The sequence below is a fragment of the Pseudomonas sp. WJP1 genome (assembly GCF_028471945.1).
Classification (GTDB): domain Bacteria; phylum Pseudomonadota; class Gammaproteobacteria; order Pseudomonadales; family Pseudomonadaceae; genus Aquipseudomonas.
Window position 1 is genome coordinate 3,051,834 of record NZ_CP110128.1, and the last position, 15,432, is coordinate 3,067,265.

Genomic DNA, 15,432 nt, shown 5'->3' on the forward strand with positions numbered 1-15,432 from the left:
TTTCAACCTTCCCGACAACGAACAAACTCAACAGTGGAGAACTGCGATGAACCTTGGTGCGATGCTCAGCGGACAACGGATTTTGATCACCGGCGCGTCTTCGGGGCTGGGCAATCATTTCGCCCGATTGGCGGCCAGTTGCGGTGCCCAGGTGGTGATCGGCGCGCGCCGTACCTCACGGCTGGAGGCTCTTGCCGTCGAGCTTTCGGCGCTCGGCGCCGAACAGGTGACGGTCGTCGAACTGGACGTTGCGTCGCAATCCTCGGTGGCGCAGGCCGTCGCCACGATCAACGCAACCGGCAAGCCCCTGGATGTGCTGGTCAACAATGCGGGCGTCGGCCATGAAGGGGCCGCGATGACCCAGCCGATCGATGAGTTCGACGACATCATCGCCACCAATCTTCGCGGCGTCTGGCTGGTGTCCACGGAAGTGGCGCGGCTATGGAAAGCCCAGGGGCAGGGCGGGATCATCGTCAACATCGCCTCGATCCAGGGGGAGCGGGTGATGCCGGGGGTCGCGGCCTATTCGGCTTCCAAGGCGGCCGTCGTGCACCTGACCAAGAGCCTGGCGCTCGAGTGGGCCCGTGATGGTATTCGGGTCAATGCGATCGCACCCGGCTACATTTCTACCGAGATGACGCAAGCCGCTTGGGACACGCCACAGGGTGCGGCCCTCATCAAGCGCATCCCCCTGCGCCGGCTTGGGACTGCGCAGGAACTGGATGGTGCGTTATTGCTGCTGTCGACGCAGGCTTCGTCCTGGATGACGGGGTCGGTGATTACGGTGGATGGTGGGCATCTTGTTTCGGGACTCTAGGGTTTGGGTGGGTGGTCGCCCAAGGTATCGTCCTGAAGGCGGGCGCAAATCCTGTAGGAGCCCGGCTTGCCGGCGAAGGCGTCCTCATAGCCGGCCATTTTCTTTCAGGTGTACATATCCATTCCTGCGGTAACGGCCACCTAGGGTTTCGCCCTTACGGCGAGTCACTTGGAAAAGCCCCAAGTAACCAAGGGCTCTTGCCCCTGGCGTTCGGTGCCTCGCTAGGGCTCGGCATGCCCTCGCTCCGGTCCTGCTCCGTGGGTCGCCGCGATGGGCCATCCATGGCCCAGCGCGGCTAAACCGGCATCCATGCCGGTTTACCCACTGCGCAGAACCTCCACTCGGCCTCTCGAGGGGGCAAGAAAATCAAAAGCCAGATCAAGATCAAACGCAAAAGCGAGGCGGCCTGACAGCCGACCTGATTGCGGGTCTGTCCGCGTTCCCCCCGTAGGAGCCAGGCTTGCCGGCGAAGAACGATAACGCGGTACAACAGATACACCGCAGCGCCTGGTTCGCCGGCAAGCCTGGCTCCTACAGGGGGATTGGGGTATCTGCAAAAGTCAGGTCGGCTGTCAGGCCGCCTCGCTTTGGCTTTTGATCTGGGTGCCCCATTAACCACGATGGCCGAACGCAGGCATTGCGCAGTGGGTAAACCGGCAGGACGCCGGTTTAGCCGCGCTGGGCCAGGGATGGCCCATCGCGGCGACCCACGGAGCAATGCCGGAGTGAGGGCATGCCGAGCCCTAGCGAGGCACCGAGTGGTGGGGCAAAGCCTTTTGGTTCCTTTTTGGCGTTTGAAAAAGGGACTCGCCGTAAGGGCGAAACCATAAGTGGTCGTTACCGCAGCAATGGATATACACCCAATCCAGTTCTTAAATAAAACTCATGCTTAACTGAACAGCACAACACTAAAGACCCCCCGCTGTTCAGGTGGAGTAAACGATGGATCGCTCAGGATTTTCCCGCACAATAACGTTGCTCGGCATGATGCTATTCACCGCAGGCAACAGCTCTGCAGCAGATCAGATGCAACCCGGCGATCAGGACATCGCCAATTCGTACATTTACCTGCTCGGCCGCCTGCACGTGACGCGCCAGCAACAACTGGATTTCCAGGAAGGTTTCAAATGGAATGAAATCCTCCACCGCACCCCCGGAGCAGTCGATTGGCCCAACCCCAACCTTGATGTGGCCTACTCGGAAGCCTGGGTCGCGGTCGATGAGTCCAGCTGCACCATCGTTTCGGTGCCGAAAATCCAGGATCGCTACTTTACCGTGCAGTTTCTCAACGGCTGGGGCGAGACACTCGCCAACATCAACGAGCGGGTGTTCCCCAGGCAGTCGTCGGGCGATTTTGCCGTGTGCCTCAAAGGCGCCAAGGTCAAGTTGCCAGACGGCCTGACCAGCCGCATCGATCTGCCGGTCAAACAGGCGCGGATCCTGGCGCGTGTGGCGCTGGGCGACGACCCGGATGCCGCCGTTGCCCTGCAGCATCAGTTCAAGCTCGCGGCCACCGGCAGTCCCAAGCTGCCAGAGATCCCCAAGACGCCGATCTTCGAGCTGGAGACGCTGCCCGGCGTCGAAGCCTTCGATGCCGCGCCAGTTGCACTCGATAGCGAGCCGGATCTCAGCGTCGGCCTGGAGCCGCTGCAACAGACAACACTCGCGGTGGCCAAGGCCATCAGCGATCCTGCCGAACGGGCGCGTGTCGACAAGATCATTCGCACCGTCGCCTTCGCGCAGATCGGCAAGGCCGGTCGACTCATCGGCCATGGCACCTCTGCAAATGGCTGGGCACGTCCGGGGGTCGTCGGAGAATACGGGCTCGACTATCTGGCTCGGACCCTGGTCAACCATGGCGGGATCTGGGCCAACATCAAGCCCGAGGTCCTCTACTATCGCGGTGGCAGCGATTCGACGGGGGCCGAACTCAATGGCAACAACGTCTATACGCTGACGTTCCCGGCCGACGCCTTGCCGACCCGGTTTGCCAAGTATTTCTGGTCGGTGATTGCCGTCGACAACGTGCTTTTTCGCGTGCTGCCCAACCCTGAGAAACGCTATCTGCTCAATGAGCAGACCAAGCCCCAGCGCGGGGCGGATGGTTCGCTAACGCTGTATTTTGCTGCCGAGAAACCGGAGAACGCGCCGCCGGGAAACTGGCTTCCCACGCCCAAGGGCAGCGTCTACCGCCTGACGATGCGTTTCTACGGCCCGCTGGACGGCGTGGCCAACGGTACTTACTTCCCGCCGCCACTGGTCAAGGTCCTGTAGGAGCCAGCGGTGCGGCGATCCGACTTGCCGGCGAAGAACGGTAACGCGGTATTACTGATACACCGCGGTGTCTGGTTCGCCTGTAGGAGCCAGCGGTGCGGCGATCCGACTTGCCGGCGAAGAACGATGACGCGGTATTACTGATACACCGCGGTGTCTGGTTCGCGGGCAAGCCTCGCTCCTACAGGGGAGCGAGTACATCCGTGGGAGCTTGCGTTTACAGGCTGCCGACCAGATGCCCACCGTCCACCGCCAGCACCGCGCCTGTCATGAAGGCGCCGGCCTCGCTCGCGAGCAGGAGAAACGGGCCTTCCAGTTCCTGTAAAGTTCCCAGGCGCCGCATCGGCACGGTGTCGCGTAAGTACGCCTGGCCCCCTTCGGTGTCGAACCAGTCACCGGTCATTTCGGTCTTGAAGTAACCCGGCGCAATCGCATTCACGCGGATCTGGTAGCGCGCCAGTTCCAGCGCCAGGGATTTGCTCAGTTGCACCACGCCGGCCTTCGCCGCGCAGTAGTGGCTGTAGCCGGTCCCCACGCGCAGGCCGAGCATCGAGGCGATGTTGACGATGCTGCCGGGACGCTGTGCCTTGGCGAGCCGTTGCGCGGCACACTGGGCAACGCGCCAGACGCCGTCGAGGTTGGTCGACAGCATCGCGCGCCAATCCGCCTCGCTGATCTCCAGCACCCGCTGGCCATTGCCGATTCCGGCATTGTTGAGCACCGCGTCCACCACATCGAAAGCAGCTTCGGCGGCATCAAACGCTGCTTCAACGCTGTCCCGGTCGGTAACGTCCAACGCCACGGCAAGCGCTTGACCACCGGTCTGGCGAATCTCGTCTGCCAGCTGCTGCAAGCGCTCGACACGCCGGGCGCCCAGCACCACGCGCGCACCCGCAGCGCTGGCCACGTGCGCCAGATGCGCGCCAATGCCGCTGGAGGCGCCAGTGACCAACAGCGTTTTGCCTTTCAGGGAAAAACCGAGGTTTTCTTTCATCGTATTGCTCCTGTTCGGGAGTGGTTCGGCCACCCAGGGCGGCCGATCCGCACTCAGATTCGTTCGATGCGGGTCTTGCCGGCAGCAACCAGGCGCTCCAGCAGCGGGGCAGGGTGGAACCACATCTCGCCGTATTCGCCGAGGGCCTTGCGGTAATGGCGGATGCCGGCCAGCACCTGGTCCAGGCCGATCTGCTCGGCGTAGTGCATTGGCCCACCGAGCCAGGCCGGGAAGCCGTAGCCGTTGATCCACACCAGGTCGATATCGCCACTGCGTTCGGCGATGCCTTCGTCGAGCAGCTGGAGGCCTTCGTTGATCAGCATGAACAGGCAGCGGTCATGAATCTCCTGCGTGGTGATTGGCCGGCGCGGGATGTCCAGTTCGCCAGCGATGCGTTCGGCCAGGGTGATGACCTCGAAGTCTTCCTTGCGCTCGCGGCCCTCATAGATGTACGCACCACGCTTGGTCTTCTGGCCGAAGCGACCGAGGGCGTTCAGTTCGTCAGCCAGACGGCAATAACTTGGGTCATGGGCAATCGCCTCACGGCGCGACTCGCGCACCAGGAAGCTGACGTCGATGCCGGCCAGGTCGTGCATCGCCATCACCCCCATGGCCAGGCCCAGGTCAGTCAGCACCTGATCGATCTGCGCAGGCGTCGCGCCTTCCAACACCAGGCGATGGGCTTCGCGGGAGTAGGGTTCGAGCATGCGATTGCCGATGAAGCCGAAGCACACGCCGGACACCACTGGGATTTTTCCAATGGTCTTGCCCAGCTTCAGCGTGGTCGCCAGCACCTCGGGCGCGGTGAGTTTGCCGCGAACCACTTCGAGCAGGCGCATCACATTGGCCGGACTGAAAAAGTGCAGGCCGATGACATCTTGCGGGCGGCGGGTGACCGCGGCGATCTGATCGACATCGAGGGTGGAAGTGTTGCTGGCCAGAATCGCCCCCGGCTTGCACACCTCATCCAGGGTGCGGAACACCTGCTGTTTGATCGGCAGGCTTTCGAACACCGCCTCGATCACCAGGTCGCACTCGGCAATGTCGGCATACTCTAGGGTGCCGGTGAGCAAGGCCATGCGCTGGTCAAGCTGTTCCTGGGTCAGCTTGCCGCGTTGCAGGCTGATCTGGTAGCTGTTGCGGATCTGCCCCAGCCCGCGCTCCAGCGCGTCGGGCTTGAGCTCCAGCAGCGTGACGGGAATGCCCACGTTGGCGAAGTTCATGGCGATGCCACCGCCCATGGTCCCCGCGCCGATCACCGCCACCCGGGCTACCGGGCGCAAGGCTGTGGACGCGCTGACCCCGGCCACTTTGCCGGCCTCGCGCTCGGCGAAAAACACATGGCGCAGGGCCTGGGATTGCGTCGAGGCTTCGGCTTCCTTGAACAGCGCGACTTCGCGCTGCAGACCGGCCTGCAATGGCAGCACGCAGGCCGATTCGACGGCCGCCAGCACCAACCGGGGTGCCAGACGGTTTTTCCAGCGCGGTTCGTGGCTGGCGCGATAGTCCGTGAAATAGCCATCGGGCAGGGCGGCGGCCGGATTGGCGTGACGTTCTGCAGGACGCGCCGGTGCGCCTTCGCGAATCAGTTCGCGGGCGAACGCGTGTGCGCCGTCGAGCAGGCAGTCGCCTTCCCCGAGCAGGCGATCGATCAGGCCGAGCTCAAGGGCACGGCCCGCGCTGACAGGCTGGCCGGACATCATCATCTCCAGTGCCGGTTCGGCCCCGATCAATCGCGGCAAACGCTGGGTCCCGCCCGCACCGGGCAACAGGCCCAGGTTGATTTCCGGCAGGCCGAGGCGGCTGTCGGCAGCGCTGATGCGGTAACCGCAGGCCAGCGCCAGTTCCAGCCCGCCACCGAGGGCGAAGCGGCCGATGCTGGCAATCAGCGGCTTGTCGATCTGGGTCAGGCGCAGCAGCAGGTCGGGCAGGGACGGGGCGGCGAACGACCCGGGCAGACCGAATTCGCTGATATCGGCACCGGCGCAGAACAAGCCGTTTGCACCGTGCACAATGATCGCCGAGATGTCAGGGTCGCTGGCGGCGAGCTCACAGGCCTCGAGAATGGCCGCGCGCAGGGGTTGCCCCAGTGCGTTGACGGGCTTTGATGCGAGGCCGATCAGGGCGAGATTGTCTTCGACGTGGTAGGTGACCAAGTTGCTCATGATGCTTTCCTGAAATTTATTGTTATCACCGACCCCCTGTAGGAGCGAGCATGCTCCGGGCGGCGTTCCGACGATGGACTCCAGAACACCGCGTGAACCCAGAAAGCACGCGTTATCGTTGACGACCATCGTCGGAACGCCGCCCGGAGCAGGCTCGCTCCTACAGGGGGAGAGGCGTTAGAACCAGCGGTCCTGCATGTAATAGGCGACATGGTTGGCTTCAGTGAGCAGGCGCCCCTGGGACTCCAGCGCAGCCAGTTCCCAGGTCATGAAGTAATGCGCGGCCTGCAACTTGCCTTGATAGAAATCCGCGTCGCTAACGCCTGCGCCCGTCCCCAGGGCGCGGCTGGCCAGCAGGGCCTGGCGCAACCAGATCCAGCCGACCACCACCCGTCCAAACAGGTCCAGATAGGGCGTGGCATTGGCCATGCCGAGATTGGCATCGGCCGCCACCTGCGCTTGCAGGCTGGCGGTGACTTGCTCAAGTACGCTCAAGGCATCGGCCAGCAGTGCTGCGAGCGGCGCGCAGTGTGCATCGCTGTTGGCGGCGAGCAGGGTGGCAAGCACTTCGGCGATGAACAGTCGATAACCGTCACCCCCGCGCGTTCCCAGTTTGCGGCCCAGCAGGTCAATCGCCTGGATGCCTTCGGTGCCTTCATGGATCGGGTTCAGGCGGTTGTCGCGGTAGTACTGTTCCAACGGGTATTCGCGGGTATAACCGGCACCGCCAAGTACCTGCACGCCAATCTCCGACGCGAGCAGGCCGTAGCGTGAAGGGTAGGTCTTGACCACCGGCGTCAGCACGTCGAGCAGTTCAGCGGCGTTGCTGCGCTCAAGCGGCGTGCCGGCGGTGTGGGCATCCTCCACCAGGCTGCTGGCATACAGGCACAGCGCCAGGCTGCCCTCGGCATAGACTTTCTGTTGCAGCAGCAGCCGGCGCACATCGGCATGCTCGACGATGCGCACCTGGGGCGCCGCCGGGTTCTTGTTCCCGGGCAGGCGGCCCTGTGGGCGCTGGCGGGCGTAGTCCAGGGCGTGAATGTAGCTCTGGTAGGCGAGGCTGGCGGCCCCCAGGCCGACGCCGATGCGGGCCTCGTTCATCATCTGGAACATGTAGCTCAGGCCCTGATGCGCCTCACCGACCAGGTAACCCACGGCGCCGTCATGCTCGCCGAAACTGAGCACCGTGGACGTGGTGTTGCGGTAGCCCATCTTGTGCAGCAGGCCGGCCAGGGCCACGTCGTTGCGCGCACCGACGCTGCCGTCGGCATTGACCAGGAACTTGGGCACCAGGAACAGCGAAATACCCTTGGTACCGGCCGGCGCGCCTTCGATGCGGGCCAACACCATGTGCACGATGTTCTCGGTCAGTTCGTGATCGCCACCGGAGATGAACATCTTCTGGCCGAAGATTCGGTAAGTGCCGTTTTCGGCCGGGCGTGCCAGGGTGCGCAGGTCGCCCAGCGCCGAACCCTGGCCGGGTTCGGTGAGGGCCATGGTGCCGCTGAAGCGGCCGTCGAGCATCGGCGCCAGGAAACGCTCGCGCAACTGTGGACCGGCAAAGGCCTTGAGCAGATTGGTCGCGCCGATGCTCAGGAAGGAATAGGCCACCGTGGAGATGTTCGCCGCGTTGAAATAGGCCATGCAGGCGCGCAGGACCACTTCGGGCAGTTGCAGGCCGCCATCGGCGAAATCGTGGTGCGCGGCCAGGAAGCCGGCCTGGGCAAAGGCATCCCAGGCGACTTTGGTCTCGGCGATCATGTGAATCCGCTCGCCATCGAAGGTCGGCTCGTTGGCATCGCCCTTGTGGTTGTGCGGGGCGAACAGCTCGGCGGCGATCTGGCGGGCGGTGGTGAGAGAAGCGTCGAACACGCCGCGGTCGTGGTCCGCGTAGCGCGGACGTTGCAGCAACGCTTCGGTCTCGAGCAGCTCATAAAGCTGGAAGCGCAGTTCGCGTTCGTTGAGCAGCAGGTCAGTCATGGCATCTCTCGTCAGACAGTGTCGAGTGTGGGCCATGGAAGGAATTCGTGGCCCGTTACAGGCGTTCACAATAGAGGCATGTGCCGGGCATTTATCCCCCTCCTTTGGGGTAGGCCCGGACGTTGCGGGTTGCCCAAGTGGGCAGTGCATCCCGGTTGCGAAATGTCACCGCCCACTCGACAGGATTGGCGTATCAGCGCACGCCAGCGATGCGCAGCGCGGCCGGTGTGAAGTCGGTCATCTTGGCGGACTTGCCGAACAGCGGCGCCTGCTTGGATTCGTTGATCATCGCCAGCACGTTGTAGCGGCCGGCGATCAGGTCATAAATCCCCATCATCGCGTAGCCGGCGGCGCCGCGTTCGTAATCGTTGGCACCATAGCCTTCGCCGACACGCCAGAGCTGACCGCGACCGTCATAGTGATCGACCTCGGCGATCTGCCAGGTGTCTTCATCGAAGTACAGGTCGCGCTTGGCATAGACGTGACGCTGCCCAGGCTTTAGCGTGGCCTCGACGTGCCATACACGGTGCAGCTCGTAGCGGGTCAGGTCCTGGTTGATATGGCCCGGCTTGATGATGTCGTCATACTTCAACTTGGGTGATTGCAGCTTGAAGTTGTTGTACGGGATGTACAGTTCCTTCTTGCCGATCAGCTTCCAGTCGTAACGGTCCGGCGCGCCGTTCATCAAGTCGGTGTTGTCGGCCGTGCGCATGCCGTCGGAACCGTTGCCCGGGCCGTCGTAGGCCACTTGCGGCGCACGGCGTACCCGGCGCTGGCCGGCGTTGTAGACCCACGCCAGGCGCGGTTCCTTGACCTGGTCGATGGTCTCGTGAATCAGCACCACGCTACCGGCCAGGCGTGAAGGGGCGGTGATTTCCTGTTTGTAGTAATACAGGACGTTGTCGGCCTGTCCCGCTTCGATCCCTTCCATCAGTTGCGGGAAGGCGAGCTCGTCCTGGTACTCGACAATCGAGTAGGAGCCGTTGGTTTGCGGTGCGGCCTGAGCGGCCTGGCGCTGCATGTTGCCACCGCGATAACGGTTGGTATGGTTCCAGTAGACCTCGACGCCGCTCCTTGGAATCGGGAACGGGTAGTAGCGGGTCTGGCTGAAATTCTCCAGGCCGCTGCCCTCGTTGATGAGTTGGGTGGTCACCGCGCTTTTCCTGGCAATCTCGTAGATCTCCTGGGGATTGGCGGCGGTACGCTGGGTCTTGTACACGGGAATCTTGTAACTGTCCGGGTAGCGCTTGAACATCGCCAGTTGGCCCGGGGTCAGCTTGTCCTTGTATTGCTCCACGTTGGCCGCGGTGATCACGAACTGCGGCTTGTCGGCGGCGAACGGGTCACCGAGAAAGCCTCGGTCAAGCGGGGCGGCGCCGGGCTTGAGGCCACCGGTCCAGGCCGGAATGCTGCCGTCGGCATTGCCGGCTTTTTCGGCGCCCAAGGGTGTCAGGGTAGTGCCCAGTTGAGCCGCCTCCTGCGGTGAAACAGCGGCCAGGACGCTGGTGGCCAATAACGACAGGGTCAATGCGCTGGCGCGCAGCATGGATGTTGTTTTCATTGTTCGGGCTCCTCGGCCAGTGGTGCGTCAGAAGTTCACGCCGAAGCTGAGCGCGACGTAGTCGCGGTCGACGTTGGTGTTGAAGTCGCCGCCAAAGTAATTGGTGTAACTGAGGCTGCTGGTGTAGGTGTTCTGGTAGTCGGCATCCACGCCCAGGCTGACGGCTTTGGAACCCTCTTCGAAGTTCGGGCCGTAACCTTCAACGTCATGGGACCAGGCGATGTTGGGCGACAGGTTGATGCCGGCGATCACGTTCTGGTAGTCGAGCTTTCCGCGCAGGCGATAGCCCCAGCTGTTGCTGGTGTAGAAGCCATGGTCGTTGCATTCCTGCGCCGGGTTGCTGGCTGCTGGTGTGCCCACGGCCGTGCCGGCGCAGGTGGCCGGGCCTGCTGCGCCTTGCAGTTCGCCGGAACCGAAGGACGGGCTGCGGCCGAAGCGCAAGTCGCTACCGTCGGCCTTGCCCAGGCCATTGATGTGGTTGTAACCCACTTCGCCGACCACGGTCAGGCGGCTGGCTCCCAGCACCTGATCGAAGAACTGGGTCGCGGTCACTTGCGCCTGGGTCACCGGCATGCGCTTGTAGCCGTTGACCTCGGCACCGAGGTTGCGACCGGCGAAACCGGTGGTGATCAGCGGTGAGGTGGCGCCGAAGGTCGCGGCGGACAACAGGTCGGCGGTGTTCAGTTGCAGTGGCATGTTCGGCCTGTAGCTGACTTCACCGCCCAGGGATACGCCGGAAACGTTGGTCTGGAAGCTCAGGCCATAGAGGCGAATGTCTTCCGGGTAATCGATGAAATACCGCACGCTGCGTGCCGAGGTCACACCTCCTGCCGCACTGCTCATCTGGTTGATGCTCAGGTACGGGTTGCGGCTGTGGTAGTTCAGTGCATAGGCGCCGAACTCGGTGTCGTTCGCTTCCGGCACGTACCAGCGCAGGGCGATGCCATACTGGCCGCTGTCGCGCGCATCGTTGTCCTTCAGGCGCGGAATGAACGCGTTGTCCGTGCCCGCGGCGATGGCCGCCAGGCCGCCTGTGTTCTGCGCCACTCCCGGTGGCAGATCACGGCCGGCGACCACCAGGCGGTCGTTGCAGCCCTGGGGCACGCCGTCCGTGCCGAAGAAGGTGCCGCAGTTGTCGAGTACCGACTTGTCCCACTCCAGCTGGTAAAACGCTTCGGCGGTGATGTTGTCAGCCAGGCCCTGGGACACGTAGAGCAGGTTGACCGGAATCAGGCCTTCCTTCACTTCCGCACCCGGACGGCGTAGCGCGGCGACGTCGACCGGGTTGATGCTGTTGATCGAGTTGCCGATGAACGTACTCTCGCCCCAGCTCACCACCTGCTTGCCCAGGCGCACGTTGCCGACCTGATCGCCCAACGAATAGTTGTGGTAGACGAAGCTGTCGAGGAACATCGCCCCGGACGACTTGGCCGCGCGGTCACGGCCGCTGTTGTCGATGTCATAGAAGGGCCGATGCTCGTCCATCAGCTCGAAGTCGTACCAGTATTTGCCGCGCACGAAGGCGCCGCTGTCGCCGTATTTCAGCTCCAGGTCATGCACGCCCTTGAAGATCTTCGAGAAGGTTTCGCCTTTCTTGAAGTTCAGGCGATTGTCGTCGGTGGTCCGCGAGGACGACTCGCCACCGGTCACGCCCTGGGAGTTGAAGTTGGAAATGAACTGCTTGTCCGGATCGGTGGTGGACCAGCTGGCGCCAACCGACAACGACGAATCGAACGTGCCTTGAATCTCCCCGATGTTGAATTCAACCGCGTGAGCTTGAGTACTCGCGCCGATGGCAACCATTACCGCTACGGCCAGCAGACTGGGCTGGAAGACGCCGCGCTTTGTTTTTTTTGTCATGCGGTTTCTCTGCTACAGGATGTTGTGGAGTGGGCATCCTATGCAGCTGTGGCCGAGGCCTGAATTGCCTGATCAGGTGATTTTGCGTATTACCTGAAAGTGTTATTTCTCCCTTGGAGTGGGTGTTTTTTCTCCTGGTCGAATCGCTGGATCTGTGTGGTGTGATGGTAGTTGTTGCAGAAGGTAACAGGCCTGGGGGACTTGTTGTTGGAGTACATATCCGTTGCTGCGGTAACGGCCCCTTAGGGTTTCGCCCTTACGGCGACTCACTTTTCCAAACGCCGAAAAGTAAGCAAAAGGCTTTGCCCCACCACTCGGTGCCTCGCTAGGGCTCGGCATGCCCTCACTCCGGCATTGCTCCGTGGGTCGCCGCGATGGGCCATCCCTGGCCCAGCGCGGCTAAACCGGCGTCCTGCCGGTTTCCCCACTGCGCAATGCCTGCGTTCGGCCATCGTGGTTTAACGGGGCACCCAGATCAAAAACAAAAGCGAGGCGGCCTTAAAGCCGACCTGACTCTTCCGGATACCCCCAACCCCCTGTAGGAGCCAGCGGTGCGGCGATCCGACTTGCCGGCGAACCAGGCGCCGCGGTGTATCTGTTGTACCGCATTATCGTTCTTCGCCGGCAAGCCTGGCTCCTACAGAGGGAACGCGTACGGCTCTCGATCAGGTCGGCTGTCAGGCCGCCTCGCTTTGGCGTTTGATCTTGATCTGGCTTTTGATTTTCTTGCCCCATCGAGAGGCCGAGTGGAGGTTCTGCGCAGTGGGTAAACCGGCAAGGATGCCGGTTTAGCCGCGCTGGGCCATGGATGGCCCATCGCGGCGACCCACGGAGCAGGACCGGAGCGAGGGCATGCCGAGCATTAGCGAGGCACCGAACGCCAGGGGCAAGAGCCCTTGGTTACTTGGGGCTTTTCCAAGTGACTCGCCGTAAGGGCGAAACCCTAGGTGGCCGTTACCGCAGGAATGGATATGTACACCTGAAAGACAATCATCGGCAGCGATGACGCCTTCGCCGGCAAGTCGGATCGCCGCACCGCTGGCTCTACAAAGTGAATCGTCGTAAGGGCGAAACCATAGGTGGCCGTTACCGCAGCAATGGATATATACACACTCCCGACCAAAAAAAGGGCGCCGCACAAAATACCTCGAATGGCGGATAGGTAAGCCGTCCCACGCGCGCGAAGATGGCCGCAAATCTTGTCCCGACCCCCAACGCCTATCCCAAGCGAAGGGTGATGGACCATGGCCGATATCAGGAGGGCCACGAGCCCATGCTCCTTTCAATGACGCGCAGGAATGAAAGCAAGCCTGTCGACGCCTGCGCCTCTCGATTGGCGAACCCGCCCCGGTTGCCGCCCGTGCATCTGCCACGGCGCCGGCTGGTCGAAACACTGCTTGAGAGTGCGCAGCGGTTGCGTCTTTTGTGCGCACCGGTAGGTTATGGCAAGACGGCCCTGCTCAACGAATGCCTGCGCCAGCACAACCCCGAGCATTATCTGTGGCTTGATCTGGAAGGGCGCGCGCTGACGCTTGCGCAGTTTTGCCAACGACTGGTCGCCAGCCTCAAGGACAAGGCGCCTGAGGTCCGCGATCCGCGTGCGCTGCTGGCATGGCTGGAACACAACGAGAACCCCTGGTGGCTGGTGCTGGATGATTATCCGGCCCAATCGTGTCCCGAACTCGATGGATGGATCGAGCGCTTGCTGCGCTCGCAAGGGGCGGTGCAACTCTGGGTCAGTAGCAGGCAAAGGCCAAACTGGAAACTGGCGCGATTGATGCTGGAAGGGCAATTGCTGGAGCTTGGTGCCGGGCAATTGGCTTTCGACCGCGAGGAGTTCGAGCAGGTGGTCCGTTTGCTTGATCCGGCAGCAGAGACTTCGACCCGCGACAGACTGTGGCGCCAGACCCATGGCTGGTGCGCCGGAGCCTTCCTGTTGCTCAACCCCTCAGGCCGTCAGGAGCGGGCAGGGGAGTTGTGGATGCGCGACTACCTGGGCGGCGAACTGCTGGCCCGGGTTGACGCCGATGAGCGCAAGCTGTTGCTCGGCATCGCCCATTTGCCCAGGGTGTCGATGCCGCTGTGTCAGCAGCTCTGGCCGGACATCGACGCCGGATGCGTGTTTCACCGCTTGCTGCAATCGCAGTCATTCTTCGCGCCACTGGATGACGAGGCGCACTGGTACCGCCTGTTGCCTGCCGTGGCGCAGGCACTACAGGGCGAGTTGAGCACAGCGGGCGCCAACCATTTGCGCTTGAGCGCCTGCCGCCTGCTGTGCAACGACGGGTTTGTCGACGAGGCCATCGAGCTGGCGCTGTCCATCGGTTATGTGGATGTGGCGGCCTGTTACATGGAGCGCCTGACACTGGACTGGCTGCTGATCGAGCGCAACCTGTTCACCTGGCTCGATTGGCGTGCGCGCCTGCCGCTGCGTTTGCTGGAGTGCACGCCCAACCTGATCTACATGAATGCCAGGGCGTTGCTCAGCAGCTGGCGGCTGGACGAAGCACAAACCTGCATCGCTCGACTTGCAAGGATTTCCCCGCAGGCCAAGGCCTCGGTGAACACCCGCATCCTGGCCAACTGGCAGGCGCTGGAGGGCACCCTGCAGGGGTTGTTGGGTAACGCCGCCGGTGCATTCGAGAATTGTGAATCGGCCTTGCAGCACCTGGAATTGCGTGACTGGCAGTCGTCGTTCCTGTGCTATTCCACGTTGGCACGGGTGTCGATGGCCGCCGGCCAGACCACGCAGGCCGAGCGCCTGCTGCAGTCCTGCCTGGCTTTGGCGCGACATCAGGGTTGCCTGGCCAGCGAGGTGCTGATCAACGCCGATCGTATCCGCCAGTTGATTCTCGGCGGTGAGTTGGCACAAGCCGAGACACTGGTCCAGGAATGCCTGCACCTGGTCACGCAATTGAGTGGCCGGCACAGCCTGTTGCTTGGCCGTTTGCGCCTGTTGCAGGGCGAGTTGTACCTGTTGCGTGGCGACCTGGATGCCAGCGAAAACGCGCTGAGCAGGGCCTTGGAGTACGGCACGGAAAGCGCTGACCCCTATGTCTTGCATGCACTGATCGGCTTGTCGGAAGTCCAGGCCTGCCGGGGTGATTTTGAACAGGCCCGGCTTCATTTGAGCAGCGCAACACGGACCATGCAGTGCGCGAAGATCAAGCACAACTGCTACCAGTCGATCATCGTCTACCAGCATCTGCGCTTGCTGGCGCGGCAAGGCGCATGGGCGCCAATGTTGTCGATGGCGCGGGCAGCCCAGGCCGGTGTCGAGGGAGACTCGCTGCAGTTGCCACCCCTGCATGCACCTTCGTTGCGCCAGCGCATCGAGCTGATGGTTGCGCTGGGCGAACAAGGTACCGGTCAAATGCAGGCTGCGCGCCAGCGCCTGGAGGCGTTGCTCGCGGATTGCGAACGCCGACGTTTCGGCAGTTTGACCAGGGAAGTGCAAGTGGCACTGGCGCGTATCGGAGCCGAACCCGGTTCGGCGCCTGTGTTACCTGAGGCACCGCTTGCGCCCTACAATCTGCTGGCCAACCACCAGCCAGCATCTGCCAACGCACCCCGACCTGCCACGGAGCTGACGCCCCGGGAAATTGGCGTATTGCAGTTGGTGGCGCAAGGACTGTCCAATCAGGAAATCAGCAACGAGCTGTTCATATCGCTCAATACCGTCAAGGCCCACACCGTGCATATCAATCACAAACTGGGCGTCAAGCGCCGTACGCAGGCGGTGATGCGGGCCAAGGCGATGGGGCTCCTGGCCTGACAGCCA

General features: G+C 62.7%; 8 protein-coding genes. 3 read left to right on the top strand and 5 right to left on the bottom strand.

The annotated features are described in order from the left end of the window. The first annotated feature begins 46 nt into the window (after nt 1-46). Together OH720_RS13905 and OH720_RS13910 are read left to right on the top strand one after the other, a co-directional pair. Nucleotides 47-817: an SDR family NAD(P)-dependent oxidoreductase gene (locus OH720_RS13905; RefSeq protein ID WP_272606085.1), complete on the top strand. Its 771-nt coding sequence runs from the start codon at nt 47-49 to the stop codon at nt 815-817. Nucleotides 818-1,801: 984 nt separating this feature from the next. Then, entirely contained in the window at nt 1,802-3,091 is a 1,290-nt protein-coding gene (locus OH720_RS13910) for a DUF1214 domain-containing protein (protein WP_272606086.1), read from the top strand. Between the two features lie 217 nt (nt 3,092-3,308). Here the strand turns inward: OH720_RS13910 and OH720_RS13915 are convergent, their stop codons facing one another. The 5 genes from OH720_RS13915 to OH720_RS13935 all read right to left on the bottom strand — a co-directional run bounded on the left by OH720_RS13915 (nt 3,309) and on the right by OH720_RS13935 (nt 11,651). Next, nucleotides 3,309-4,085: an SDR family NAD(P)-dependent oxidoreductase gene (locus OH720_RS13915; protein ID WP_272606087.1), complete on the bottom strand. Its 777-nt coding sequence runs from the start codon at nt 4,083-4,085 to the stop codon at nt 3,309-3,311. A 53-nt stretch (nt 4,086-4,138) separates the two neighbouring features. Then, nucleotides 4,139-6,250 carry a 3-hydroxyacyl-CoA dehydrogenase NAD-binding domain-containing protein gene (locus tag OH720_RS13920; RefSeq protein WP_272606088.1) on the bottom strand — a complete coding sequence of 704 codons (2,112 nt, stop codon included), beginning with the start codon at nt 6,248-6,250 and terminating at the stop codon, nt 4,139-4,141. A gap of 177 nt (nt 6,251-6,427) precedes the next feature. Beyond that, on the bottom strand, nt 6,428-8,230 hold the full coding sequence (locus tag OH720_RS13925) for an acyl-CoA dehydrogenase (protein ID WP_272606089.1): 1,803 nt from the start codon (nt 8,228-8,230) through the stop codon (nt 6,428-6,430). A 193-nt stretch (nt 8,231-8,423) separates the two neighbouring features. Continuing rightward, nucleotides 8,424-9,791: a DUF1329 domain-containing protein gene (locus OH720_RS13930; protein WP_272606090.1), complete on the bottom strand. Its 1,368-nt coding sequence runs from the start codon at nt 9,789-9,791 to the stop codon at nt 8,424-8,426. A 27-nt stretch (nt 9,792-9,818) separates the two neighbouring features. Beyond that, the gene (locus OH720_RS13935) at nt 9,819-11,651 is read right to left on the bottom strand and encodes a DUF1302 domain-containing protein (RefSeq protein ID WP_272606091.1); all 1,833 of its coding nucleotides are present in this window, start codon (nt 11,649-11,651) and stop codon (nt 9,819-9,821) included. 1,273 nt (nt 11,652-12,924) lie between these two features. On the opposite strand from OH720_RS13935, the gene OH720_RS13940 reads away from it, so the two are divergent. Continuing rightward, nucleotides 12,925-15,426, top strand: a complete 2,502-nt coding sequence (locus OH720_RS13940) for a LuxR C-terminal-related transcriptional regulator (RefSeq protein ID WP_272606092.1) — start codon at nt 12,925-12,927, stop codon at nt 15,424-15,426. Nucleotides 15,427-15,432 lie beyond the last annotated feature (6 nt).